27 protein-coding genes are annotated in these 24430 nt (G+C 65.5%); 13 read left to right on the top strand and 14 right to left on the bottom strand.

The window, feature by feature from the left end:
- Positions 1–62: 62 nt before the first annotated feature.
- The 5 genes from APT59_RS07515 to APT59_RS07495 all read right to left on the bottom strand — a co-directional run bounded on the left by APT59_RS07515 (position 63) and on the right by APT59_RS07495 (position 5430).
- Positions 63–1283, bottom strand: a complete 1221-nt coding sequence (locus APT59_RS07515) for an aspartate aminotransferase family protein (RefSeq protein ID WP_017639694.1) — start codon at positions 1281–1283, stop codon at positions 63–65.
- A gap of 186 nt (positions 1284–1469) precedes the next feature.
- A complete protein-coding gene (locus tag APT59_RS07510) occupies positions 1470–1934 on the bottom strand; it encodes a glycine zipper 2TM domain-containing protein (protein WP_017639693.1) in 465 nt (154 codons plus the stop codon).
- A 270-nt stretch (positions 1935–2204) separates the two neighbouring features.
- Complete coding sequence (gene pdxH, locus APT59_RS07505) at positions 2205–2852, bottom strand: pyridoxamine 5'-phosphate oxidase (RefSeq protein ID WP_059314284.1); 648 nt, start codon at positions 2850–2852, stop codon at positions 2205–2207.
- Between the two features lie 82 nt (positions 2853–2934).
- On the bottom strand, positions 2935–3777 hold the full coding sequence (locus tag APT59_RS07500; protein ID WP_059314283.1) for an OmpA family protein: 843 nt from the start codon (positions 3775–3777) through the stop codon (positions 2935–2937).
- 420 nt (positions 3778–4197) lie between these two features.
- Positions 4198–5430, bottom strand: coding sequence for a glutamate carboxypeptidase (locus APT59_RS07495; RefSeq protein WP_059314282.1), 1233 nt, complete (start codon positions 5428–5430; stop codon positions 4198–4200).
- A gap of 231 nt (positions 5431–5661) precedes the next feature.
- Here APT59_RS07495 and APT59_RS07490 point away from each other — a divergent pair, with 231 nt between their 5' ends.
- Both APT59_RS07490 and APT59_RS07485 read left to right on the top strand, forming a co-directional pair.
- Positions 5662–6081 carry a hypothetical protein gene (locus APT59_RS07490; RefSeq protein WP_059314281.1) on the top strand — a complete coding sequence of 140 codons (420 nt, stop codon included), beginning with the start codon at positions 5662–5664 and terminating at the stop codon, positions 6079–6081.
- Positions 6082–6289: 208 nt separating this feature from the next.
- Positions 6290–6859, top strand: coding sequence for an NYN domain-containing protein (locus APT59_RS07485; RefSeq protein ID WP_174523131.1), 570 nt, complete (start codon positions 6290–6292; stop codon positions 6857–6859).
- Positions 6860–6877: 18 nt separating this feature from the next.
- Here the strand turns inward: APT59_RS07485 and APT59_RS07480 are convergent, their stop codons facing one another.
- The 4 genes from APT59_RS07480 to APT59_RS07465 form a co-directional block, all read right to left on the bottom strand.
- Positions 6878–8023: a serine hydrolase domain-containing protein gene (locus APT59_RS07480; RefSeq protein ID WP_059314279.1), complete on the bottom strand. Its 1146-nt coding sequence runs from the start codon at positions 8021–8023 to the stop codon at positions 6878–6880.
- A 193-nt stretch (positions 8024–8216) separates the two neighbouring features.
- Positions 8217–10361, bottom strand: coding sequence for an ATP-dependent DNA helicase DinG (gene dinG, locus APT59_RS07475; protein WP_059314278.1), 2145 nt, complete (start codon positions 10359–10361; stop codon positions 8217–8219).
- A gap of 135 nt (positions 10362–10496) precedes the next feature.
- Complete coding sequence (locus tag APT59_RS07470; RefSeq protein ID WP_059314277.1) at positions 10497–10757, bottom strand: DUF1145 domain-containing protein; 261 nt, start codon at positions 10755–10757, stop codon at positions 10497–10499.
- 90 nt (positions 10758–10847) lie between these two features.
- Positions 10848–11501: an OmpA family protein gene (locus tag APT59_RS07465; protein ID WP_026083574.1), complete on the bottom strand. Its 654-nt coding sequence runs from the start codon at positions 11499–11501 to the stop codon at positions 10848–10850.
- A 135-nt stretch (positions 11502–11636) separates the two neighbouring features.
- Here APT59_RS07465 and APT59_RS07460 point away from each other — a divergent pair, with 135 nt between their 5' ends.
- Together APT59_RS07460 and APT59_RS07455 are read left to right on the top strand one after the other, a co-directional pair.
- Complete coding sequence (locus APT59_RS07460; RefSeq protein ID WP_059314276.1) at positions 11637–12134, top strand: DUF6231 family protein; 498 nt, start codon at positions 11637–11639, stop codon at positions 12132–12134.
- Position 12135: 1 nt separating this feature from the next.
- Positions 12136–12609, top strand: coding sequence for a YchJ family protein (locus APT59_RS07455; protein ID WP_059314275.1), 474 nt, complete (start codon positions 12136–12138; stop codon positions 12607–12609).
- A 5-nt stretch (positions 12610–12614) separates the two neighbouring features.
- On the opposite strand, the gene APT59_RS07450 is transcribed toward APT59_RS07455, so the two are convergent.
- Complete coding sequence (locus APT59_RS07450) at positions 12615–13190, bottom strand: hypothetical protein (protein ID WP_059314274.1); 576 nt, start codon at positions 13188–13190, stop codon at positions 12615–12617.
- Between the two features lie 168 nt (positions 13191–13358).
- On the opposite strand from APT59_RS07450, the gene APT59_RS07445 reads away from it, so the two are divergent.
- Positions 13359–13841, top strand: a complete 483-nt coding sequence (locus APT59_RS07445; RefSeq protein ID WP_059314273.1) for an LEA type 2 family protein — start codon at positions 13359–13361, stop codon at positions 13839–13841.
- A gap of 1 nt (position 13842) precedes the next feature.
- A complete protein-coding gene (locus tag APT59_RS07440; RefSeq protein WP_007159125.1) occupies positions 13843–14040 on the top strand; it encodes an SEC-C metal-binding domain-containing protein in 198 nt (65 codons plus the stop codon).
- Between the two features lie 121 nt (positions 14041–14161).
- Here the strand turns inward: APT59_RS07440 and APT59_RS07435 are convergent, their stop codons facing one another.
- Positions 14162–15655, bottom strand: a complete 1494-nt coding sequence (locus APT59_RS07435; RefSeq protein WP_059314272.1) for a RimK family protein — start codon at positions 15653–15655, stop codon at positions 14162–14164.
- A 139-nt stretch (positions 15656–15794) separates the two neighbouring features.
- On the opposite strand from APT59_RS07435, the gene APT59_RS07430 reads away from it, so the two are divergent.
- The 3 genes from APT59_RS07430 to yghU all read left to right on the top strand — a co-directional run bounded on the left by APT59_RS07430 (position 15795) and on the right by yghU (position 18858).
- Positions 15795–16889, top strand: coding sequence for a GNAT family N-acetyltransferase/peptidase C39 family protein (locus APT59_RS07430; RefSeq protein WP_059314271.1), 1095 nt, complete (start codon positions 15795–15797; stop codon positions 16887–16889).
- A gap of 65 nt (positions 16890–16954) precedes the next feature.
- Entirely contained in the window at positions 16955–17857 is a 903-nt protein-coding gene (locus APT59_RS07425; protein WP_059314270.1) for an AraC family transcriptional regulator, read from the top strand.
- A gap of 167 nt (positions 17858–18024) precedes the next feature.
- Positions 18025–18858: a glutathione-dependent disulfide-bond oxidoreductase gene (yghU, locus tag APT59_RS07420; protein WP_059314269.1), complete on the top strand. Its 834-nt coding sequence runs from the start codon at positions 18025–18027 to the stop codon at positions 18856–18858.
- Positions 18859–18893: 35 nt separating this feature from the next.
- On the opposite strand, the gene APT59_RS07415 is transcribed toward yghU, so the two are convergent.
- Positions 18894–20285 carry a CoA transferase gene (locus APT59_RS07415; protein WP_059314268.1) on the bottom strand — a complete coding sequence of 464 codons (1392 nt, stop codon included), beginning with the start codon at positions 20283–20285 and terminating at the stop codon, positions 18894–18896.
- 161 nt (positions 20286–20446) lie between these two features.
- On the opposite strand from APT59_RS07415, the gene APT59_RS07410 reads away from it, so the two are divergent.
- The 4 genes from APT59_RS07410 (at position 20447) to APT59_RS07395 (ending at position 23583) form a co-directional block, all read left to right on the top strand.
- Positions 20447–21490 (top strand): SDR family oxidoreductase, encoded by a 1044-nt coding sequence (locus tag APT59_RS07410; protein WP_059314267.1) that lies wholly within the window; start codon positions 20447–20449, stop codon positions 21488–21490.
- A gap of 93 nt (positions 21491–21583) precedes the next feature.
- The gene (locus APT59_RS07405; protein ID WP_059314266.1) at positions 21584–22123 is read left to right on the top strand and encodes a DsbA family protein; all 540 of its coding nucleotides are present in this window, start codon (positions 21584–21586) and stop codon (positions 22121–22123) included.
- A 113-nt stretch (positions 22124–22236) separates the two neighbouring features.
- Positions 22237–22674 carry a YqaA family protein gene (locus APT59_RS07400; RefSeq protein WP_059314265.1) on the top strand — a complete coding sequence of 146 codons (438 nt, stop codon included), beginning with the start codon at positions 22237–22239 and terminating at the stop codon, positions 22672–22674.
- Positions 22675–22839: 165 nt separating this feature from the next.
- A complete protein-coding gene (locus APT59_RS07395) occupies positions 22840–23583 on the top strand; it encodes an SDR family oxidoreductase (protein WP_059314264.1) in 744 nt (247 codons plus the stop codon).
- 10 nt (positions 23584–23593) lie between these two features.
- On the opposite strand, the gene APT59_RS22115 is transcribed toward APT59_RS07395, so the two are convergent.
- Together APT59_RS22115 and uraH are read right to left on the bottom strand one after the other, a co-directional pair.
- Positions 23594–23755 carry a hypothetical protein gene (locus tag APT59_RS22115; protein ID WP_237140580.1) on the bottom strand — a complete coding sequence of 54 codons (162 nt, stop codon included), beginning with the start codon at positions 23753–23755 and terminating at the stop codon, positions 23594–23596.
- Between the two features lie 271 nt (positions 23756–24026).
- Entirely contained in the window at positions 24027–24425 is a 399-nt protein-coding gene (gene uraH, locus APT59_RS07390; RefSeq protein WP_059314263.1) for a hydroxyisourate hydrolase, read from the bottom strand.
- Positions 24426–24430 lie beyond the last annotated feature (5 nt).

The raw sequence follows: 24430 nt of genomic DNA, 5'->3' as shown, positions 1-24430 counted from the left end.
GAGAACTCCTTGTGTACGGATCCATCCCTGGATGCCAGCGGTACGCGTCCCGCGTCCGGAGATTAGCCTTGGGTGAGGCGCGCCAGGGCGCGATCCAGGCGGGCCAGGCCTTCGTCGATGTCCGCCTCGGGGATGATCAGGCTTGGCGCCATGCGCAGCACGTCCGGGCCGGCCTGGAGGATCATCAGGCCTTCCTCGTTGGCGGCGGTGACGATGTCCTTGGCACGCCCCTTCCAGCTGTCGTTGAGCACCGCGCCGATCAGGAGACCCAGGCCGCGAACCTGCTCGAACAGGCTATAGCGGGCGTTGAGCTGCTCCAGGCCGGCGACAAAGCGCTGATGGCGAGCGGCTACGCCAGCCAGGGTTTCCGGCGTGGCGACGATGTCCAGCAGCGCGGCGCCGACGGCGCAGCCCAGCGGATTGCCGCCGTAGGTGCTGCCATGCACGCCCGCGCTGAAATGCTGGGCGACCTTGTCGGTGGTCAGCATGGCCGCCAGCGGGAAGCCACCGCCGATGCTCTTGGCGGTGGTGAGGATGTCCGGCACCACGCCGTAGTGCTGGTAGGCGTAGAGATGACCGCTACGACCAACGCCGCTCTGCACCTCGTCGAAGATCAACAGCGCGCCCTGGGCGTCGCACAGGCGGCGGGCGCCTTCGAGGTAGGCCTGGTCGGCCGGCAGCACGCCGCCCTCGCCCTGGATGGGTTCGAGGATGACGGCGCAGGTCTTGTCCGACACCACGGCTTCGAGGGCGGCCAGGTCGTTGAAGGGCACATGGCGGATGCCTTCGATCTTGGGACCGAAACCATCGGAATACTTGGGCTGGCCACCGACGCTTACGGTGAACAGGGTACGGCCGTGGAAGCTATTAGTGGCGGCGACGATCTCGTAGCGGCTGCCGCCGCTGACGTCATGGCCATAGCGACGGGCCAGCTTGCAGGCCGCCTCGTTGGCTTCCGCGCCGGAGTTGGCGAAGAACACCCGGTCGGCGAAGGTGTGATCCACCAGCTTGCGCGCCAGACGCAGGGCGGGCTCGTTGGTGTAGATATTGGAGACGTGCCAGAGCTTGCCGGCCTGCTCGGTCAGGGCGTTGATCAGCGCTGGATGGCCATGGCCCAGGGCGCTGACGGCGATGCCGCCGGCGAAATCCACGTACTCGCGATCGGCCTGGTCCCAGACGCGGGAGCCCTCTCCTCGCACCGGAATGAACGCGGCAGGGGCGTAGGTCGGGACCATCACCTCATCGAAGGCGGCGCGTTGCACGTTGGGTTGAGAAGCGGACATCGGGGTTTCTCCTGCCGATCACGGCGGTGACTGAGGGGGATTGTAGGACGACCTCCGGGCGCGGCATTGCGCCCAGGCGACAACTATTTACGGGCGAAAACGCAAACGGGTGTCCGATTCGCAGTCTAGCGATTCGGACACCCGCTCTGGAAGGGCATGGACGTACCCGAAGGTACGTCAGGCCGATCAGTTGGGCGCGACGCGGCTGGTGCCGTTCACGGTCAGGATGCGCACCCGCTCGCCGACGCGGAAGATCTCGCCCTTGTTGACCGCTTGCACATAGGCACGCGAGCCGCCGTCGTCTTCCTTCACGGTGATCTCGACGCCATTGGCCTTGGTGAAGCCCTCTTCGGTGGCCGAGCCCAGCAGGCCGCCGGCGACCGCACCGATGATGGCGGTCACGAAACTGCCACGACCGCCGCCGATGGCACTGCCGCCAATGCCGCCTACCACGGCGCCAGCACCGGCACCGATGGGCGACTTGGTGCCTTCGATGGTGACCGGGCGCAGCGCGGTGATGGTACCGGTGCGGACGGTCTGTACCTGCCTGGCCTCATCGCGCGAATAGACGTCGCCGGACTGATCGGATGCGCAGCCTGCCAGCAGGGCGACGGCGGTCAGGGAAGCGGCGAGTTGTAGGACTCTGTTCATGAGGCAACTCCAAAGGCAGATTAAAGACAGGGGGCCGCAGTGGGCGGACCTCAGGATACGGATCGCTATTATCCTTGACCCAGGGCATCCGGGGAGGTTTCCGGCGACTGTAACGACGGTACCTTGCGAACGCCTTAAGAATGACCAGCAAAACGGCTGCGCGTCCATCCCGGCAGGCCTGGGCAATGCTCGGAATCCCTGAGTACCGCTGGTACCGCTGGTACCGCGGCGTCGCGTATCCGCTTGCTGCCCGTTCGCGAGGCTACCGTCCTACGGTGCCAGTCGCTGGCGCTGCCACCCGTCTTCGGTGCGCTGGTAGTCCAGGCGATCGTGCAGGCGACTGGAGCGCCCCTGCCAGAATTCGATGCGCTGCGGCTTGAGGCGATAACCACCCCAGAACGGCGGGCGACTGGGTTCACTGTCGACGAACCGCTGCTGCACCTCGGTCAAGCGCTGCTCCAGCTCATAGCGATTGGCGATGACCTGGCTCTGCGGCGAAGCCCAGGCGCCGAGGCGACTGCCCAGCGGGCGGACCCGGTAGTAGGCATCGGACTCCTCGGCGGAGACCTGCTCCACCAGCCCCTCGATCCGCACCTGACGCTCCAGCGCCGGCCAGAAGAAGGTCATGGCCGCCCGCGGCTGAGCCGCCAGTTGCTGGCCCTTGGCGCTGTCGTAGTTGGTATAGAAGACGAAGCCCTGGGCATCGACGCCCTTGAGCAGCAACACGCGGCAATGGGGTTGCCCTTCGCCATCGACGGTGGCGAGCCAGCAGGCATTGGCTTCGACGGGCGGCTGCTCGGTACGCACCGCCTCTTCGAACCACTGCCCGAAGAGGGCATAGGGATCAGCGGGTGCCTGGGCTTCGGTCAGGCCGTCGCGGGTGTAGTCGCGACGCATATCGGCGAGGGACGGTGACATGGAGGTCTCCTGCTGGGTCGGTATCGACCTAGCTTAACCAAGTCCCGCCCCGCTCGCCTGCTTCAGGACAAGCTTTGCCGACCTAGCGGGTAGCCAGGGACTGCAGGCTGGCCAGCACGGTCGCGCGCGGCTGGATGAGCACCTCGACCCGGCGATTGACGGCGCGGCCGGCGGCGGTGGTGTTGTCGGCACGCGGGTGGGCCGCAGCCAGGCCACGCACGATGAGGCGATTGCCGGTGTAGCCGCTGAGACGGAAGATCGCTGCCACGGCCTGGGCCCGCTGCAGGCTGATCTTGTCGTTGAGCGCGGCAGTGCCAGTGCTGTCGCTGAAGCCGAGTACGATGACGGCGCTATCTTGGTCAACGCTCACCGACTTGGCCGAGCGGGACAGCGGGCCGAGCATCACCGGCAGCAGCATCTCCGCGCGATCCGGGTTGAAGGAGCTGTCGACCGGAGCCACCAGCACCAGGGCATCGTCACGACGTTCGATCTTGACGTTGCTGCCGGCCACGGCGACGCGCAGCTTCTGCTCGTGATCGTCCAGCCAGGCCTTGCTGACCTTGACGGGTACTGGCTTGAGGGCCTCGGCCTTGGCCATCGGCTTGGCGTCTTCGCTACCGAAGGGCCACCACCAGTGACCACCCTTCTCTCCCGCAGCGGCCTGCTCCGGCTTGGACGCCGGCGCCTTGGCCGCAACCTTGACCTCGGCCTTGGGCTCGGCGGCCTTGGCGACCGGCTTCACCGGCTCGGCGGGCTTTTCACTGCCGCCGAAGGGCCACCACCAGTGCGCGCCACTGGCGGCAGTGCTGGCCTGGGCATTGCCCGGCTTGGCAGGCGCGGCGGCCTGGTCGCCCTGGCCCTGGAAGGAACTGCAGGCGGACACGCCCATGCAGAGAATGAGGGTGGTGGATTTGATCAGCTTCATGCAAAGTTTCCCATCGGCAAGCCGGAGGACAGAGTGAATCCAACGCCCCGGCCAGAGCCGGCGGCGCGAGTGAACTTAAAGTAGTTTCGAGATTGTGGCCGCAAACCTACGCGGGGCAAAGCGGTGGAGTCACGAAATTTACCTGTATGCCGACCAATGGCAGGATTGCCAGGCCTCCATCGGCTACCGGCGCCTTGCCCTCGGCTGGCCATCCCACGTACGTCACGACCGCCGACTGCCAGACGCAGGTCGTCCACAGTCGCTCACGGCTGAGCTGATTTCTGCACGAGATCAGGAATTCGACGGCAGGTGCGAAGGGCTACCGCACGATCCCTGGCGGCAACCGCTGTCTTGTTACAGAGATGGGGAAACCGGTGCCACAGGCACCGGTCTTGCGGGAGGCAATTGCCTGAGGCGCCGTCACTGCGCCTTCGACAGTTCCACCAGCATCCGCGTGAGCAGATAGATGCGCGGCGTGACGCTGTCCAGCTCGACATACTCCTCGGGGGTATGCAGCTTGCCACCGACGATGCCGAAACCGTCCAGGGTGGGAACCCCGACGCCCGCCGCGATGCTGGCATCCGCCGCGCCGCCGCTGCCTTCGACGGCCAGGGTACGACCCAGCTCGCCGTAGATGCCCCGGGCCATGGCCAGGAGCTTGTCGCTCGCCGGAGTCTGAGGCATCGGCGGCAGGCCGCGCTCCAGGCGGGTGGTCACCTCAGTGTCGGCGACCTGCTTGGTGGCGGCGATCCGTGCCAGGTCCCGCTCGACCCGGTCGAATTCCTCCGGCAAGGCAGCGCGCACGTCAGCCTTGGCGATGGCGTGGTCAGGAATCACGTTGATGCGCTCACCGGCATTGATCACGGTGAAGTTGACGGAGGTCTTCTTCTCCGCGTCGCCCAGGTTGCCCAGCTGCAATACCTGGTGCGCCACCTCGGTGGCGGCGTTGCGTCCCAATTCCGGGGCGACCCCCGCGTGGGACGACCTGCCCTTGACCTCCACCACGGCGGTGGCGCTGCCCTTGCGCCATATCACCAGGCCGTCGCCCGGACGCCCCGGCTCCAGGTTCAGCGTCACGTCATGCTGCTTGGCGGTCTTGGCAATCAGGTCGGTGGCGGCCTGAGAGCCGGTTTCCTCGCTGGCATCCAGCAGCAGGGTGATCTGCCCATAGTCCTTGAAGTCGAGGCTCTTGAGGATGTCCAGGGCCGCCAGGGCGACCACGATGCCGCCCTTGTCATCGGACACACCCGGGCCATAGGCACGCTTTTCGTCGGTACGGTATGGCCGGGCCTTGGCCGTGCCTTCCTTGAATACGGTATCCATGTGCGCCAGCAAGAGGATCTTGGCCTTGCCGGTACCCTTGAAGGTCGCCACCAGATGCTGGCTCTTGTCCGGCGCGGTGTTGGGCACCTGTTGCACGGCGGCGCCGAGCTTTTTCAGCTCGGTGGTCAAGAGGGTGCCGACTTCGGTCAGCCCGGGCTCATACCCGGAGCCCGAATCGATGTTTACCAGTCGCTCCAGCAAGGTGAGGGCCGGTGCCTTGGCCTGCTCTGCCGCGGACTGGATGCGTTCGTCGAGGGCGGCGCTGGCAGGCAAGGCGATACAGCAGGTAAGAACGGCGGCGAGGGTGGTGCGGAAGAACGGAGCGGACATCGGGCATTCCTTGTTGGTGTTGTTGGATTAGTCAGACAACTGTAGTCGGGACCGCGACCCAGGGGAAATCCGCGTGGCGCTTCGTCTCGTCAGCACGTACGAAGAGAGCCAACGCCCCCTTTTCGATAGCGCTGATTGAGTTCCCTGAACGCCAGGGTGATGATGGCGGGATCAATCGTCGGCGAAGGTCCGCTTCGCGGCAGGGCTGCCAGGCCAGCAGGAGGCTTGCTCATGGACGGATTCATCGATGTCGCGACGCTCAGGGACCTGGCCGTAAGGGCCGCAGCCATCAAGCAGGACTGCCGCTGCCTGCAGCGGGATCTGGCGGGGTGGACTGCCTGGCCGGTGGGCTACCGGGAAACGGACTTCGCGCAGATCGGCACCCTGGCGCGTCATGCGCCCGAGGAGTCGATCATCGAGGAATATCACCCAGGCGCCACCCACTACTGGTCGAATGACGCGCCCATCGCTCCCCGGTTCTATCCCTACAACCAGAGCACGGTATGGCGGTGTCTTGGCTGCCAACGCCTCTACCTGCGCCATAACGATGACGGCGCCTACCATGTGGCACCGCGAATCCGTCTGTTGCAGAACGCCTTGATCGTCGATGCCGCGCACGCCAACGACGGTCGTGAAGCCAGGGCGACGTAAATCCGCTCGCCCCCCAGCGTCCAGGGCCGCTTTCCCGCCCGAGCGATCGCTCTAGATCACGGCGTTTGGATTCTCTTGTCGTTACCTGAGGCGCAAACAGGGAATTAAGCCCACAATAGGCGCCGCGCATCCCGCGTGCGGGTGTGCGCCCATCAACGGTAACAGGCCTGGTCCCAGCAATACGATGCCAACTACAACTCGAACGGGCGTGGCGTGGTTCGTCGACGGCGCCTATGCACTGAGCGCCTGGAACGGCTCTGTATCCGGCGCCAAATTCGACTATCTAAAACTACGTCTTTTCATCGAGCAGGATGCGGGCGAACCCATAGGTGACGCCTACTACTTCAACTGCGATAGCGACCCACCCACCATCGCCCAGACCGGCTTCAACAAGTTCCTGAGCTCCGCCCCGCCCAAGGGCGCCGGCCTGAGGGTCAAGCTCTACTGGCTGCAAACCAAGGCTCACGAATGGCCTGCGTCCGTGGGTGGCGGGCCGATCCTGCATCCGGTAACGGGCGAGCAGTACACGACCAAGAGCCAGAAGGGGGTCGATGTCGGCCTTGCGTTCAACCTGATGCGCTCCCATGCGAAACGCGGCTGGAAAAAGCTCTACCTGGTGGCCGGCGATGGCGACTTCCATGAGGTCGTCCAGTACCTGGTGGAAAACGAGGGCGTCGAGGTCACGGTGATCGGCGCGCACTTTTCCATCAGTGGCGAAATCGCGCCCTACGTCCGGGTGATTGAATTCCGCGATATCGAGGCGGCCATCGCCCGCTAGCCGCCTGTCGAGACGGCGTCAGAGGCACTCCCCCACCGCGCGCGCCAGGGCCTGGGCGCGCGGGTCCATCAACACATAGGGCCCCAGGGTGTTGGTGACGAAACCGAAGGCCACCTCGCGCTCCGGGTCGGCGAAGCCGGTCGAGCCGCCCGCCCCCGGATGGCCGAAGGCCTGAGGCCCAAGGCCATAGGTGGCGTTGGCCTGGTCCGGTTGATCGAGCATGAAGCCCAGGCCGAAGCGGGTCGGCGTGAGCAGGGTCCGATCTTCGCCCTGACTGTGCTCGCGCAGGGCCTCGCTCAGGGTTTCCCACTCCAGCAGATCGCCGGCCAGCAGACCGGCATAGAAGCCCGCCAGGCTGCGTGCATGGCCATGGCCGTTGGCGGCCGGCTGCTCGAAGCGGCGCCACTCGGCCTTGTTGGTGCTGGTGAGCACGCCGGATGGATTGCCGAAGGCCAGGGTCGGCAAGGCGCCCGGATCGCTCATGGTGGTCTTGAGCAGGCGCTGCGCGGCGGCATCACCCAGCACCCCCTTGCCGCGTACGATATGGGCGACGCGCTCGTCTTCGCTCGCCGGCAGACCGATGTGGAAATCCAGACCCAGGCGCTCGGCGGTCCGGGCCACGATGGCCTCGCCCGGGCCACGGCCGTCGGCGCGACGGATCAGTTCACCCAGCAGCCAGCCAAAGGTGATGGGGGCATAGCCATGGGCGGTGCCGGGCGTCCACCAGGGTGCCTCGGCGGCGACCGCGGCGGTCATGGTGTCCCAGTCGTACAGGGCGTCACCCGCCAGGCGTTCGCGCAAGGCGGAGACGCCGGAGCGGTGGCTGAGCAATTGCCGCAGGGTGATGTCGGCCTTGCCGGCCGCAGCGAATGCCGGCCAGCGTTCGGCGACCGGGGCATCGAGGGCCAGCTTGCCCTCCTCGACCAACTGCAACGCCGCCACCGTGGTGAAGGCCTTGGTGCAGGAGAACAGATTGAGCAGGGTGTCGGTGTGCCACGGCGTCTGGCCGTCCTTGTCCGCCATCCCGCCCCAGAGATCCAGCACCGTTTCACCGCCGACCTGGACGCACAGCGCCGCGCCGCGGGTCTGGCCGGCGGCCAGCAACTCGGCGAAGGCCTCGCGGACGGATTCGAATCTCAGGTCGTGATAGCCGTGGACGGTCATGGGTCTTCCTTACTGGTGATGCTCTGGCGCCGTGGTCAGACGGTCCGCTGATACGGCCACTGCCCAAGGTCGCGGTAGGTCGGGTTGAGCGCGGCGAAGCCCAATAGCTGTTGCCTCGGCGCCGGATCTGTTGGGCTTCGACGATGGAACCGTCTCAGCCCAACCTACGAATTGGCGTAACCAAGGCCGCCAATTACTGAATCTCCCGCCGAAACGGCGGTAGCGCATTGAGGATGGCCTTGCCGTAGCGCTGGGTCACCAGGCGGCGATCCAGCAGCGAGATGGTGCCGCTGTCCTGCTCGGTACGCAGCAACCGGCCGCAGGCCTGGATCAGGCGCAGGGAGGCGTCGGGCACGGCGATCTCCATGAACGGATTGCCGCCGCGCGCCTCGATCCACTCGGCCAGGGCGGCTTCCACCGGATCGTCCGGCACGGCGAACGGAATCTTGGCGATGACCACGTGCTCGCAGTAGGCACCGGGCAGGTCGACCCCTTCCGCAAAGCTGGCCAGACCGAACAGCACGCTAGCCTCGCCGTCATCGACGCGCTTCTTGTGCTTGTTGAGGGTCTCCTGCTTGGACAGGTTGCCCTGGATCAGTACCCGCTTGCGCCAGTCCCGCTCCAGGCCGTCGAAGACGTCCTGCATCTGCCGCCGAGAGGAAAACAGCACCAGGGCGCCACGAGCGCCCTCCAGCATGGCCGGCAATTCGCGGACGATGGCGGCGGTGTGCTCGGCGGCATTGCGCGGATCCGCCTTCAGATCCGGCACCCGCAGCACCCCGGCTTCGGCGTGGCGGAACGGGCTGGGGACCACGGCGGTGGCCGCCGAGCGCGGCAGGCCGGATCTCATGCGGAAGCGGTCGAAGGTGCCGAGCGCGGTCAGGGTCGCGGAGGTCACCAGGGCGCCGAAGGCCACGTTCCATAGATGGCGACGCAGCATCTCGGCAGCCAGGATGGGACTGGCGTTGACCTCGATGTCGTAGAGCGATCCCGTTTCGGCCAGGGTCATCCAGCGCGCCATGGGCGGGCTGTCTTCCGGGTCTTCGCAGGTGAAGGCCGTCCACAGCTCCCAGTTGCCCTGGGCGCGGGCCAGCAGGCTGCCAAACAGCGGATACCACTCCTCGGCCTGGTAGCTGGCGAGGCCAATGCTGGATTCGCCATCCATGGCCTGCTTGAGCATCTCGGTCAGGCGGGTGAACAGATCGGTGAGCTTGGCGAAGCCTTTCTTGAGCTCGATGCCCATTTCCCGCAGGTCTTCGGGAATGACCCCGCCGACGAAGCGGTGGCGCGGCCGTTCCCGGCCTTCCATGTCCTCGCCGGCGCGGAAATCGGCCAGGGCCTCACAGGCGGTGAACATGAACTGCTGCTGGGTCTTGATCTCCCGCGCCAGCTCCGGCACCTGCTCGACCAGGCGACCGAGATCGCCCGGCAACGGGTGTTGGGCGAGGAGCTTGGTGAGATTCTTGGCGATCTGCTCCAGCCACTCGGCGGTAGATCTCAGCCGGGTGAAATGGGCGAAGTGACCGATGGCCTTGTCCGGCAGGTGGTGGCCTTCGTCGAACACATAGAGGGTGTCGCGCGGATCGGGCAGGATGGCGCCGCCACCCAGCGCCAGGTCGGCCAGCACCAGGTCATGGTTGGTGACGATGACATCGACCTTGGTCATGCCCTCACGCGCCCGGTAGAAGGCGCACTGCTGGAAATTCGGGCAGTGGCGATTGGTGCACTGGCTGTGGTCGGTGGTGATGCGCGACCACTGCACGTCTTCGATGGCTTCCGGCCAACTGTCGCGGTCACCATCCCAGCGATTGCCGGCCAGGCGCTCGATCATCTTGCCGAACAGCTCGTTGGACGACTCGTCCACATCGATCTTGAAGCCGTCCTCGGCGAAGAGCTGGGCCGTGGCGTTCTGTGCCTGCCCTTCCTGCAGCAGCATGTCCAGCTTGGACAGGCAAAGATAGCGCCCGCGGCCCTTTGCCAGGGCGAAGCTGAAGGACAGCCCGCTGTTGCGCAGGATGTCCGGCAGGTCCTTGTGCACGATCTGCTCCTGCAACGCCACCGTCGCCGTGGCGATCACCAGACGCTTGCCGGCAGCCTTGGCCGCGGGGATGGCGGCCAGGGCATAGGCCACGGTCTTGCCGGTACCCGTGCCCGCCTCCACCGCCACCACGGCCGGCTCACCTTCGCGGTGGCCCTCCCCGTCCTGGGTGATGGCGCCCAGGCCCTTGGCGGTTTCCGCGATCATCAGGCGCTGGCCATAGCGTGGCTTGAGCGACTTGGCTTCGAGGAAACGCGTGTAGGCGCCCTGGATCTGGGTCTTGAGTTCGGTGCTGAGCATGCCTGGTTCCGGGCGATGGCAAAGCAGCGCCACGTCCGGCGGACGAGCGCTGTATGCATCTACAGTAATGGATCTTGGGCGCTATGATAACGCGCCTGTCGTCAGGATGCGCCCAACGTTGTGGTCGCAGGCCGATCAGGCGCTCGGCAGCTGTGGGGGCAGGCGATGAAAGGCGCCAAAGATCAACAGGCTCACGCGGTCGAGCCAGGGGTGGCGACGCAGACGCAAGGCACGACGGCTGGCGAAGACTTCACCCAGGTGCAGCAGCAGCAGGGCCAGGGCGACCAGCGCGAGCAATTCGGGGAAGGGACGAGCGAGAGGCAGAGCGAGGGCGGCAGCTGCGGCGAGCCAGAACAGCAGAAGAAGAACTTTGCCGGTAAGGGACAGGGTTTTCATGGATTCCAGCAGGAGGACGAGATGGATCGGACCATAACGCCTATCGCCGGAAAAAGTAAAGGCGGCGGACCGAGGTCCGCCGCCCCTGCATCACTCGCGGTCGATCTGGATTTCGACGCGACGGTTGGTGGCACGGCCTTCAGCGGTCTCGTTGGTCGCGATCGGCTGACGCTCGCCCATGCCCTTCACGGACACGACGCTGGCCGCCGGCACACCGGCCTGGATCAGGTAGTTGCTGACCGACTTGGCACGACGCTCGGACAGACGCTGGTTGTAGGCATCGGTACCCTTGCTGTCGGTGTGACCGGTGATCGACAGACGGGTGCTGGCGGCTTCGCCACGCAGACGGCCGGCGATACCATCGAGCTGGGCACGGTCCTGCGGACTGACTTCAGCGGAGTCGAAGGCGAAGTGCAGGTCACGCGCGGTGATCACTTCCTGCTTGGGCAGCGGTGCCGGCGCGGGGGCCGGCGCGGGCGCCGGAGCCGGAGCGGGCTCCATGCGAGCGACCTGCTCGTTACCCTTGCCATGCACCCAGCAATAGGCGCCAGCGGTGGTGCCGATACCCAGGGCCGCCATGCCGGCGACGTTACCGCTCTGAGTAGCACCTGCCGCGCCGCCGACCAGCGCGCCTACCGCAGCGCACACCGGCCAATCGGATTTCTGTACGCCGCCCGCGCAACCGGCCAGCACGGTGCTTGCCAGGATGAGGGGTAAAGCTGTCCTTGCGATGCTCTTGCTCATGAAGGGTCTCCTATAGACCTAGTGCCGCGAGTTAGGCTCGTCTTTCGTTGTATTGCGCTGTCAGACTAATGGTGGCGTACACATCTTGACAACGCTGGTTGCTTAGTCAATCGCGATTTGATTAGGGTTCCCTTAATGGCAAAGATATTCTCGTCCCGTACCCCGCAAGAGGCTCTGGCAAGCTTGCTCGAGCACCATAGACCCACGCGCCTGCTGTGCGTGGCACGCGAACCCCTGCCGGCGCTGCAAGCCTATGTGGACGCCCACCCTCAGTGCCAGCTGCTGCACGCCTCGGCACCGCACGAGGACCCTACGCTGCTGGCCGAACGCTACGATCTGGTGATCGTTGCCGACTGCCTCGAACACCTGCCATTGCGCCAAGGCCGCGAATTGCTCGGCGGCCTGCGCAATTTCAACACCTCGCGGCTGGCCGTGCTGGTGGACCTGGCCGCCAGCGACTGGCAGGCGACGGATTTCTACGCCCTCGCCCTGCAGGCCAGCGAACGCTTCGCCCGCGAAGGCCAGGTGGTCACCCTGTTCAGCTATGATCTGCACGACTACAAGCAGGTCCCGGACTGGCTCAATGCCCGGTTCTGGGCCAATCCGCAGAATTTCGGCAAGTACTGGTGGTGAGATGCAATCCATGGCCCCCTGCCCCTGTGGCTCGGACCGCCCGCTCGGCGACTGTTGCGGTCCGTTCCATGAAGGCCTTCCGGCGCCCGATGCCGAACGGCTGATGCGCTCGCGCTACAGCGCCTACGTGCTGGGGCTGATCGACTACCTGGTTTCCACCACGGCGCCCGCGCAGCAGCAACAGCTGGACCGGGAGGCCCTGGCGGCCTGGAGCCTGGGCAGTCGCTGGCAGGGTTTGCAGGTGCTGGAGCATCGCCCCGAGCCAGGCGATGCGCAGCATGCCCGGGTCAGCTTCGTCGCACGTTGGGACGATGGGCGCGGGGCCCATCGTCATGAAGAGCGCTCGGGCTTCGTCCAGCGCGAGGGCCGCTGGTACTTTCTCGACCCGACCGTGCGTCCCCTGCCGGGGCGCAATGATGCCTGCCTGTGCGGCAGTGGAGCCAAGTTCAAGAAGTGCTGTGCCGGTTTCCTGTAGACCGACTAGGGCTCTTCCCGGGCAAGCGTGAGGTGATCCGTGTCCGGAACCGCCACGGGCAGCGCTGCGGATGCTGGAGCCAGATCGCTACCCACCGGGGCCAGACTCAGGTGCGAGAGGTCAACCTGCGGGGGTGCCACCGGCGCGTTGTGATCCTGGAGATCGGCGCCCACCGGCGCCAGCCCGAAATCCGGCGCCTGGACATCGACGAAGGCAGCCATCACCGCATCCCGGGGCGCGACTGACAGTGACCCACGCTCGGCAGAGGATGGCGAGGACAGGGGTACAGGTGCCGGTGCTGGCTCTGCCCGGGTCTCGGTTGGCGCCGCCGCCGGCTCGACCGGCTCGGCCATGGGCGCGACCTCGACCAGCGCCCCGGCCTGGGCCAGGGTGGCGCGATAGCGCTCGGCCGTCGCCGCATCCAGGCGATTCTTGATGATCATGCGGCGACCGGAGAAAAGCACGGCGATGCGCTGTTCATCCGCCTGAAACAGTCGCATCAGATTCTGCCGGGTCTGCTGCGCATCGGCGCCGGCGATCAGCTCGCCGTGGAAGGCGATTTCATAGAGAACGGCGGACATGACGACCTCCTCGGTCACGGCAAGGGATGCAGGATGCAACGTCACGTCGGGCCGGTCCAGTCTGCGTGGTCGACTGGCCCCGCCGTTTTTTTGTTAGCCTGTGCCAAGCGGCCCCGACTTGTGCAGCAATCGGTGCTTGTTAAACTGCGCAGAAAACGGGAGTGCCGCATGCTTCGCCAGGCCTTGTTCATCACCCTGCTCGGCGTCTTGCTGAGCAGCCTTGGCGGTTGTACCTACATCGGGCACAACTACGAAGAACCCCAGGTCGAGCTGACCGGTGTCGAGCTGATCCGCGCCCGGCTCTGGAGCCAAGACTTCGTGCTGCACTTCCGCGTCCAGAACCCCAACGACAGCACCCTGCCCGTACGCAGCCTGGCCTATACGGTCTACCTGAACGACCTGCTGCTGTCCCAGGGCGTCACCAACCTGCACTCGTCGGTGCCAGCCAATGGTCGGCGCAGCTTCTCCGTACCGGTACAGACCAACCTGTGGCGCTACGTGAAGGACGTCGGTCGCATGCTGGAGAACCCCAACGAGCCGATCAACTACCGCCTGCGCGGCCGGGTAAAGACCGGCTGGCTGTTCGGCCGCAGTGTCCATTTTTCTCGCCAGGGGCAGTTCGTGCCTGGCGCCTACATCCCGGAGTTATGAGATGAACCAGCACGTCCACGGTCCCGATTGCAATCACGACCATGACCACGATCACGGCCATGCCCACCATGTGCACGGCCCGCACTGCAATCATGGCCCGGCCCAGGAGCCGGTGCGCAATCCGCTGAAGGAAGTGGGTCGCAACGATCCCTGCCCGTGCGGCAGCGAGAAGAAATTCAAGAAGTGCCACGGCGCCTGAGCCCGTTTCCGTAGGTTGGGCTGAGGCGGTTCTACCGTCGAAGCCCAACATGGCGGAGTCGGCCTGGACTGTTGGGCTTCGCTACGCTCAACCCAACCTACCTTTCCGCGACCCTGGCGCGTTACCAGGGCTGTCCGCCGCGTTGCGATTCCAGCCGCCGGATGAACTCCTCCAGCACCAGGGCGTAGAGATCGTCTTTGAGCACCAGATCCTCCACCCCACAATCGATGTTGGGGTTGTCGTTCACCTCGATCACCGCCAGCTTGTCGCCCGCCTGTTTCAGGTCCACGCCATAGAGACCGTCGCCAATCAGGTTGGCAGTGCGTACCGCCAGTTCGACCACGGCGTGGGGCGCGTCCTGCACCGCCAGGGTACGGAAATCGCCGCTGACCTCGGTGGCGCTGGCGCTGTGGTCGTAGATCTGCCAGTGGCCCTTGGACATGAAGTACTGGCAGGCAAAGATCGGCTCCTGGTTGAGCACGCCGATGCGCCAGTCGTATTCGGTGTAAAAGAATTCCTGGGCCAGCAGTAGCACCGAGCGCTCGAACAATTCGGCACTGGCCTTGCGCAGCTGCGCCGGGTCCTCGACCTTGATGACACCCCGGGAAAAGGAGCCATCGGGGATTTTCAGCACCAGCGGAAAGCCCAGGCGCTCGCCGAGCCCTTCGAGCTGGCCGGGGTTGTCCTTGTAGAGGATCTCGGTGGCGGGCATGTCCAGCTTGTGAGCGCGCAGGAGGTCGGCCAGATAGACCTTGTTGGTGCATCTGAGGATCGAGCGCGGATCGTCCATCACGACCAGGCCCTCGCTTTCGGCTTTCTTGGCGAAGCGATAGGTATGGTGATCGATGGCGGTGGTCTCGCGAATGAACAGGGCGTCGAATTCACCCAGTCGTGCATAGTCCTTCTTTTCGATCAGCTCCACGTCCATGCCCAGGTGCTTGCCGACGCGCACGAAGTTCTTCAGCGCCTTGGCATCGGAAGGCGGAAAGGCTTCCTTGGGGTCATGCAGGATGGCGAGGTCGAATCGGTACTTCTCGCGGCGGCCGGGCTTTAGCCAGACGCGGCGACTGAAGCCGTCGAGGGCGTTGGCGAAGTGATCTTCCTGCTGTTCGTGCAGCTTGTGGATGCTGCCCAGCTTGAGTCCGCCGATGTGCCAACCGGCGCGGTCGCGGCGAAATTCCACCAGCAGCAGCGGACAGGGAAAGGCCTCGAAGACCTGGCGCGCCAAATCCTGCAAGGGGGCGATGTCGGTATTGCCAAAATAGAGCGTGAGGGTGAAGCCATCGGCGCTGCCATAGGGATGGCCGGCCAGCGCCTTGGTCAGTAGCTTGTCCAGGTCCTCCAGGGCCAGGCCATAGAGCGACTTGCGCGCCAACTCGCTGATGGTGCGCACGGAGGGGATGACCTTGTGCCCGCGGGCTTCGGCGAGGAGCGAGCAGTAGTAGCCGTGGCCGAGGTACTTCTGGCTGCGGCAGAGGTTGATGACCTGGACCCGCTTGCCATTGTCCTGTTCGTTGGACTGCTCCAGGTATTCCTGGGCGGTGATGACGTCTTCGCTGGGATAGTAGGACGACCAGTCTTCCTTGCGTTCCACGACGATATACAGCTTGCTCACTGGACCTCCTCGATGCGGGGCGTGGTGGCGGCGGAAACCCGGATGCCGCCAGACCACTCCAACTGTTGTAACGCGGGCGCTATTAACCGTTGCTTAACCATGCCAGGCTGCCCGCTCTGCTCCAGGAGAATCCTTCGCGATGAGTTTCATGCTCAGGCCCGCCGGGCTGGACGATCTGGCGGCACTGGTCGATCTGGAAGCCCGCTGCTTCAGCTATGACCGCCTTTCCCGGCGCAATTTCCACTGGATGCTCACCCGGGCGAACGCCGTGCTCATCCTGGCGGAAAACGACCGCCAGGTGGCCGGCTACGCTCTGGTGCTGTTTCACCAGAACACCTCGCTGGCGCGTCTCTACTCCATCGCCGTCGATCCGGCGGCCCGTGGCCATCGTCTGGGTCAGCGCCTGCTCGACGCCGCCGAAGACGAGGCGGTGGAGCGCGACTGCGCCTATCTGCGCCTGGAAGTACGACCGGACAACGCCGCCGCCATCGCCCTTTATGAGCGCAATGGCTATCTGCCCTTCGACACGGTGGAGGACTACTACGAAGACCACAGCCAGGCGCTGCGCTTCGAAAAGCGTATCCGCCAGCCACGCGAAGGGCAGGCGCGCCCGGTACCCTTCTATCGCCAGACCACCGACTTCACCTGTGGCCCGTCCTGCCTGCTGATGGCCATGGGCGCGCTGCAGCCGGGCCGGCCATTGGAGCGGCGCGAGGAACTGCGGCTGTGGCGTGAAGCCACGACCATCTACATGACCGCGGGCCATGGTGGTTGCGGCCCCCATGGCCTGGCCCTGGCCGCCCAGCGACGCGGCTTCCGCGTGACCTTGCAGGTCAACACCCGGGGCCCACTGTTTCTCGACGGGGTCCGCAGCGAAGAGAAGAAGGAAGTCATGCGCCTGGTGCATGAAGACTTCAGCGCCGAGGTCAAGCAGTCGCCCATCGAGCGTCTCTACCGTACCCGCCTGGACGTGGCTGGCTGGGTCGCCGAAGGCGCCTTTCCCCTGGTGCTGATCAGCTCCTTCCGGCTGACCAAGGCCAAGGGGCCACACTGGGTGCTGGTCACCGACTGCGACGAGGACTTCGTCTATCTGCACGATCCCGATGTCGACCACAGTCAGCACCGGCGGGAGCTGGACTGTCAGCACATTCCCGTCTCCCACGCCGAGTTCGACAAGATGAGTCGCTTCGGCCGCGGCAAGCTGCGCGCCGCAGTGGTGCTGCGGCCCGCCTGAGACGGGGTTGCGCCACGCGGCGAACAGGGCCAGGATCAGGACCAACGTGAGCGATGGGTCGCCCCATGAGTCAGTCCCTGCGCAAGAGCAATCCCTCCTACGAGTTGATGGAGGACCTGAGCGGTCACTCGGTGATCTACCGGGAGCATGGCTTTCCCTGTCCGCTGGTGCGCTGGCATTTCCACAAGGAATACGAGCTGCACCTGATCGTGGCCAGTTCAGGCACGGCCTTCATCGGCGACTACATCGGCAACTTCTATCCGGGCAGCCTGTTTCTGACCGGCCCCCACCTGCCACACAACTGGATCAGCCGAATCGCCGAGGGCGAGGTGGTGGCCAAGCGCGACATGCTGGTCAACTTCACCAACGAGACGGTGGACAACGCCACGGCAGTGTTTCCCGAGTTGAGCGGTCTGGCCCCCCTGCTGGAGCGGGCGCGCTACGGTATCGAATTCCACGATTCGCAGTTGATCGCCCGTGCCGAGGTGTTACTGCAACAGATCGCCGACAGTGGCGGTGCGACCCGCCTCGGTCATTTCCTGGTGCTGATGGAGGCGCTGGCCACCTCGGAGCGCTATCAGCTGCTCTCCGGCAGCGTCGAGCCGGCCACTGCCAGCGAACAGGCGGTGGATCGCACCAACCGTGCCCTTAACTTCATCTTCGATCACTACCAGCGCGACTTCACCCAGGAAGAAGTAGCCGAGCACCTGGGCATGACGCCGACCTATTTTTCGCGCTTCTTCCGCCAGGCCACCGGTCGTACCTTCGTCGAATTCGTCAACAGCCTGCGCATCAGCAAGGCCTGCGAGATGCTCTCCCACAGCCGCATGCCGGTCACCGACATCTGCTTCGAGGCGGGCTTCAACAACATCTCCAACTTCAACCGCCGCTTCCACCAGCTCAAGGGCATGACCCCGCGCCAGTACCGTAGCCTTACCGTGCAGCGACTGACCGAACAGAACGCCTGATCGCCTGCCATACGCTGGCAGGCGGCGTCTGCATGGATCGCTGATCTACCGTGTCTGCCTGCGCTGCTGGACTTGGTCTGTTGCCCGCTTGAGACCATTGACAGACCAAGTGCAAAGTTCGGTTATGATCGAACTACCAATCCGTGCAGACAGAGGACAGTGCCACCATGACCGATCCCTACACTCCCCCACGCGTCTGGACCCCCACCACCTCCGGCGGCAACTTCGCCAGCATCAACCGTCCCATTGCCGGCCCGACCCATGACCAGGAACTGCCGGTCGGCGAGCACCCCTTCCAGCTGTATTCCCTGGGCACGCCCAATGGGATGAAGGTGACGATCCTGCTGGAAGAACTGCTGGCGCTCGGGCATACCGACGCCGAGTACGACGCCTGGCTGATCCGTATCAGCGAGGGCGATCAGTTTTCCAGCGGCTTCGTGGAGATCAATCCCAACTCCAAGATCCCGGCCCTGGTGGATCGTCGGGGTGCCGAGCCGCTGCGCGTCTTCGAATCCGGCGCCATCCTGCTGTATCTCGCCGACAGCTTTGGCGCTTTCATCCCGAAGGATCACGCCGGTCGCACCGAGACGCTGAACTGGCTGTTCTGGCAGATGGGCTCCGCGCCCTTCCTGGGCGGTGGCTTCGGGCATTTCTATGCCTATGCGCCGGAAAAGCTCGAATACCCCATCAACCGCTACGCCATGGAAGCCAAGCGCCAACTCGATGTGCTCGACCGTCTGCTGGCCGAGCGCAGCTATGTGGCTGGCGAGGAATACGGCATCGCCGACATCGCCATCTGGAGCTGGTACGGCAACCTGGTGCTGGGCCAGTTGTACAACGCCGCGGAATTCCTTGCCGTACAGGACTACACCCACGTCCAGCGCTGGGCGCAGGCCATCGCCGCCCGGCCGGCGGTGCAGCGTGGTCGCCGGGTCAATCGCACCTGGGGTGAGGCCGGCGAGCAAGTGGCCGAGCGGCATTCGGCCAGCGACCTGGACTGATCCCACCGGAGGGTGCATCAGGTGTCTGCTGCCCCCTAGCGGCTCCAGTCCGCCGTGGCGGATCCGAGCCGCGTCGCGGGGCGCCGCCACTGCAGCTCGACCCCGCCAATCCGGAGCGGCGCTCGCAAGCGCAACGCCGATCCCCAGGCGGTAGGTTCCTGTTCCTTGCGGTAATCCCCTTCCTCCGGCCCGTGGTAAGCGGGACCGCCGCACGCGCCCGGTCGCTCGGTCAGCAGCCAGGCGGTGCGCGCCAGTGACAGGCGCGCCGTCAACGCGCGCCCCTCCCGCTGACGCCGCGCCAGTCCCCGAATTGCCGCGGCGGCCATCAGATAGCCAGTGGCATGATCGAGCGCCTGGACCGGCAGGGGCACCGGCTGCTCCGCCTGCCGCCACTCACTGCCGGCCGCCGCGATGCCACAAGACATCTGCACCAGGCTGTCGAAGCCCCGCCGTAGCGCCCAGGGACCGCTCCAGCCATAGGCGCAGAGGGACACATCGATCAGGCCGGGATTGAGCGCGCGTCGCTGCGCCCCTCCGTAACCCAGCCGTTCCAGCGCATCGGCGCGATAGCCGTGAACCAGGATGTCCGCCTCGGCCAGCAGCGCCGCGAAGCGCTGGCGATCGGCAGGTCGCCCGAGATCCAGCCGTGCGCAGCGCTTGCCGAGGGTGACTTCGGGCGCCTGGGCCGGCTCGTCCCAGCCGGGCGGATCGATCCGTAGCACCTCGGCGCCCAGTCCAGCCAGCAATCGCGTGGCGATGGGCCCGGCGAGGATCCGGGTCAGGTCGAGGACCCGAATGCCCTGCAAGGGACGCTGCGGATCCGGCTGCCAATCCAGCGCTGTATCGGCAGCCGTCCATTCCTGAGCGATCAGGGGGTCGGCGCGGACAGCTTGCCCCTGCTGATGCGCCTGCCAATCGGCCTGGGTGCGGAGCTTGGCCGCGCAGCCACCCGCTGCGACGATGGCCGTTTCCAGGGCTTCGCCAGGCCAATCGGCCATGGCCCGCGCGACGGCGTCATGGCTGTTGGTGCAACCCAGCACGGCCAGGGCGCGCTCCCGGTGATGCGGCGCGTTGGCGTGCAACCGCAGCCAGCCGTCACGGGTGCGGTAGTCACCGGTGACCGGGTCCCAGACGCCCGGCAATTCCCAGCCCAGGGGGCGCAAGGTTGTCTTGAACCAGGCCGCGGCGAGATGACGATCCACCTCTACCGGGACCGCGGGTCCTCTCTCGGCCAGCAGGTCGGCGGTGGCCAATCCGGCGACACCGATCACCGCCGTGGCCAGGTCGCTGACCGGAAAGCAGGAGGCGAGACTGCCGCTACCCTGAACCTGCAGGGCTGACGCCAGGGAGGCAGGCAGTTCGAGGGCGGCGACGAGTTCGCCGAGCAGGGAGTCGAGAATGGCAGCTGTGCCGGATGGGCTGATCAAGGGAGGTTCTCCAAAGCCGCAGGCGTTATTGCCACAGTAGCCGTGCCTGCGCGAGCAGGACACTGGTTTTCGCCCGCCTACCGTCCGGCCCGCCACGGGGACAAAGCATCAGGCACCAGGGTCTTTTCTTCATCTTTCACCAGACCTTATCGGGAGACCCCATGACCGGAAGACAGCTGCTCATCGCCGGCGCCAGCGGCATCATCGGCCAGGCCGTGCTGGAGGCCTTCGCCAAGGCCGGCTGGTCCATCACCACCGTTGGCCGCTCGAAACAGGGCCCAAGCCGCTTTCCCCATCTGACCGCCGACCTGCTGGACCGGGATAGCCTGGCAGCGGCCAAGGCCGACCTGGCCGGCGTGACCCATCTCTTCTACAGCGCCCTCAAGCCGAACCCCGATCCAGGCGTGGAGGCGGACGAAAACGCCGCCATGCTGGAGAATCTGGTGGGCGCGGTGCGTAGCGCCGGAGCACCCCTGGAGCGCATCACCTTCGTCCAGGGCGGCAAGATCTACGGCGCTCACCTGGGGGTCTACAAGACGCCGGCCCGCGAGGACGACAGTCGTCACTTCCCGCCCAACCTCTACTTCCGCCATGAAGACTTCGCTCGCCGCCTGGAAGCCGAAGGCATCCGCTGGACGGCGCTGAGGCCCGACATCGTCATCGGCCATTCGCTGGGATCGGCCATGAATCTGGGCAACCTCATCGGCCTCTATGGCGCGCTCTGTCGCGAGACCGGCACGGCCATGCAATTTCCCGGAACGGAGCAGGCCTACCGCGGCGCCCTGGTCAACGTCACCGCCGCGCCGCTATTGGGCGAGGCGGCGGTCTGGGCAGCGGAAGAAGAGCGCGACGGCGCCTACAACCTCACCAATGGCGACGTCTTCCGCTGGAGTCACGTCTGGCCGAAGCTGGCCGACTGGTTCGGTCTGGACGTGGGCGAGCCGCAACCTATCTCCCTGGCCCAGCGCCTGACCGCGCTGAAGCCGGTCTGGCAGGCACTGGCACAACGCGAAGGACTGGCCGGGGCCGATCCCGAACGAATCGCACCCGGCGCCTTTGGCGATTTCATCTTCCATGTCGAGAAGGACGCCATCTTCGACGTGACCAAGGCGCGGCAAGCGGGTTTTGGGCAGATGATCCTGAGGTCCGACGAGGTCTTGCTCGCGCATCTGGAGGACATGCGCAGGCGACGGCTGATTCCCTGAGGCGTCCCGCGCCGTCCTGAATCCTGGGAAAACGCCCGGGACAGCGCGCGGTCACAACCTGATCGCTTCGCTCAATTCGGTTGGAGTTTCATGATGTACGCAGACACGCTCAGCTGGGGTCATGGCCCCCGCACCTTCGAAGTCTTTCTCGAGCCTACCTGTCCCTTCTCGGTCAAGGCCTTCAACAAGCTCGACGACCTGCTGGCCCAGGCCGGTCCTGAGCGGATCACCCTGAAGATCCGCCTGCAATCCCAGCCCTGGCACCTGTTCTCCGGGGTGGTGGTGCGCTGCGTCCTGGCCGCCGCTACCCTGGAAGGTGGCAAGGAGAGTGCAAAGGCGGTCTTGGCGGCGGTAGCCGCCCACCGCGAGGAGTTCGAGTTCAAGGATCACGCCACCGGGCCCAACCGTGAGGCCACACCCAACGACATCATCGCGCGCCTGGAGCGTTACAGCGGCCTGGCCCTGGCCGACGCCTTCGCCAAGCCGGACCTGCAGCACGCCATCAAGTGGCACTGCAAGTACGCCCGGCAGAACGGCATCCATGTCTCGCCGACCTTCATGATCGATGGCCTGGTGCAGCCGGACATGAGCAGCGGCGATTCGGTCGCGGACTGGATCGCCAGGCTGGATTGAACACCGGGGCTCAGGGTCGTGAGGCGGCATAGCGCTGCTACTCGCGCTATGCTCGGCGGCTTCGTCCCGACCCGAGACAGACCCTTAATGGCTTTCCTTGCGGGAGCTTCATTCTGGAAGCCCTGAGCGTCTACCTAGGCCTGGCCACCCTCGCCTTTGGCGCGGCCACCCTGCTGCCCCTGCAGTCGGAAGCGGCCCTGGCCGGGCTGCTGCTCACCGAGCGCTATGCCACGGCGCTCCTGCTGCTGGCCGCGACGCTGGGCAATGTCGCGGGTTCGACGCTGAACTGGTGGCTGGGCACCCACCTCGAACGCTTTCGCCAACGCCGCTGGTTTCCGGTGTCGCCGCAACGGCTCGCCCGCATCCAGGCGGCCTATCAGCGCTGGGGCTGGTGGTCGCTGCTGCTCAGTTGGACGCCCGTGATCGGCGATCCCCTCACCCTGGTGGCCGGGGTGATGCGCGAACCGCTGTGGCGCTTTCTGCTGGTGGTGACCCTGGCCAAGGCCATGCGCTATGTGGGGGTCTGGGGTCTTACCCTCGGTTGGCGCTGACTGCGGACTGGCCGCTCTGAAATTTCGACAGAATGTCGTGGTGCCTGAGGGCTTGCCGTAGACCTGCGTAAGCGAAGCCCAGTGGAGAACGGCCGCATCAGCCCATGCACCTTGAGCAAGGTATGAAGTCTGATGACTCTCAACAGCCTTCAGGAGCAGCTTTCCATGAGCGACAACATCCGAGACAAGGTCGTCGTCATTACGGGGGCCAGCAGCGGCCTGGGTGAGGCCACCGCGCGCATGCTGGCCCAACACGGCGCGCACCTGGTGCTGGGCGCGCGCCGACTTGAACGTCTGGAAGCTCTGGCAACCGATCTGCGGGCCACGGGCGCCCAGGTCGAGGTCAAGGCCACCAACGTGACCCGGGCCGAGCAGGTCCAGGCCCTGGTCGATCTGGCGTTGGAGCACCATGGTCGTGTCGACGTCATGCTCAACAACGCCGGGCTGATGCCGCATTCGCCACTGGACCGGCGGCGTCTGGAAGACTGGGACCAGATGATCGACGTCAACATCAAGGGCGTGCTCTATGGCATCGCCGCGGTACTGCCGACCATGCAAACGCAGAAGAGCGGCCACATCATCAACGTCGCCTCGGTTGCCGGCCATAAGGTCCGCGCCGGCAGCACCGTCTATTCGGCCACCAAGCATGCCGTACGGATCATCTCCGAAGGCTTGCGCCAGGAGGTCAAGCCCTATGGCCTGCGCACCACCATCCTCTCGCCCGGCGCGGTGGCCACCGAGTTGCCCAACACCATCACCGAAGCAGACGTTGCCGAGAACGTTCGCAAGCTCTATGAGCTCGCCATTCCCGCCGACGCCTTTGCCCGGGCAGTCATCTACGCCTTGAGCCAACCGGACGACGTGGATATCAACGAAATCCTCTTCCGCCCGACGCGGCAGGAATACTGAAGCTTCGTCGTCAACCGGCTTGACGGGTCCGCTGCCCCAGCCAGGCCGCCTCCACGGACGCCAGATCGGCGCGCGGGATGAGTTGCGCAGGAATGCGGCTGCAGCGAGACAGGTTGAAGACCTGCCGGCCGTCGGCGGTCATGACGTCCTGCATGACCTTGAGGCCGGGCAAGATACGGTTGTGCAGATGCTCGTCCAGACCGCAGGGCGATCTCGGGTCAGTGCTGCCTTCGTAGAAGCGCCGGAGAAGCCATCACCTTTCGTCCAAGACACCACGAAGGGATCGACCAGCAGGAGTCGTCCCCCCGGCCAGCCGAGAGGTTGTGCCCATCTAAGCGGAGCTCGGCAAGCTGACCAGGGGGGATGCCATTCCATCACGTGACTGGCTAGCCCTCACCTATCCCAGCGGTAGCTCTGGCAAGGCACCTCGCCCCTCAACTGATCTAGGAACCTCGATAGGTACTGAAGCCGTAGGGACTCAGCAGCAGTGGGATATGGTAGTGCTGCTCCGGTTGGGTGACGTCGAATACCACGGGGATTTCCGGGAAGAAGGCACTACGACCCTGCTGGCGATAGTAGTCCCCGGTCTTGAAGACCACGCGGTATTCACCCTTCTCGAAGCTCCGCTCCTTGGGGAACAGCGCCGGCACCCGACCCTGGTCGTTGGTGACCTCTTCCGCCAGCGGCTGCCAGCCCTGCCCCACCTGGCGCTCCAGGGTTACGTGCACCCCCGCCGACGGCTTGCCGTCTTCCAGGTTGAGCACATGGACGCTCAAGGGATTGGGGGCGGCGACGGCAAGGCCGGACAGAGCCAGGCCAGACAACAGAACGAACGTCTTCATGAAGA

The organism is Pseudomonas oryzihabitans (genome assembly GCF_001518815.1).
Lineage (GTDB): Bacteria > Pseudomonadota > Gammaproteobacteria > Pseudomonadales > Pseudomonadaceae > Chryseomonas > Chryseomonas oryzihabitans_E.
The sequence above is the reverse complement of the archived record's forward strand: the minus strand, read 5'-3'. Positions and strand labels throughout refer to the sequence as shown.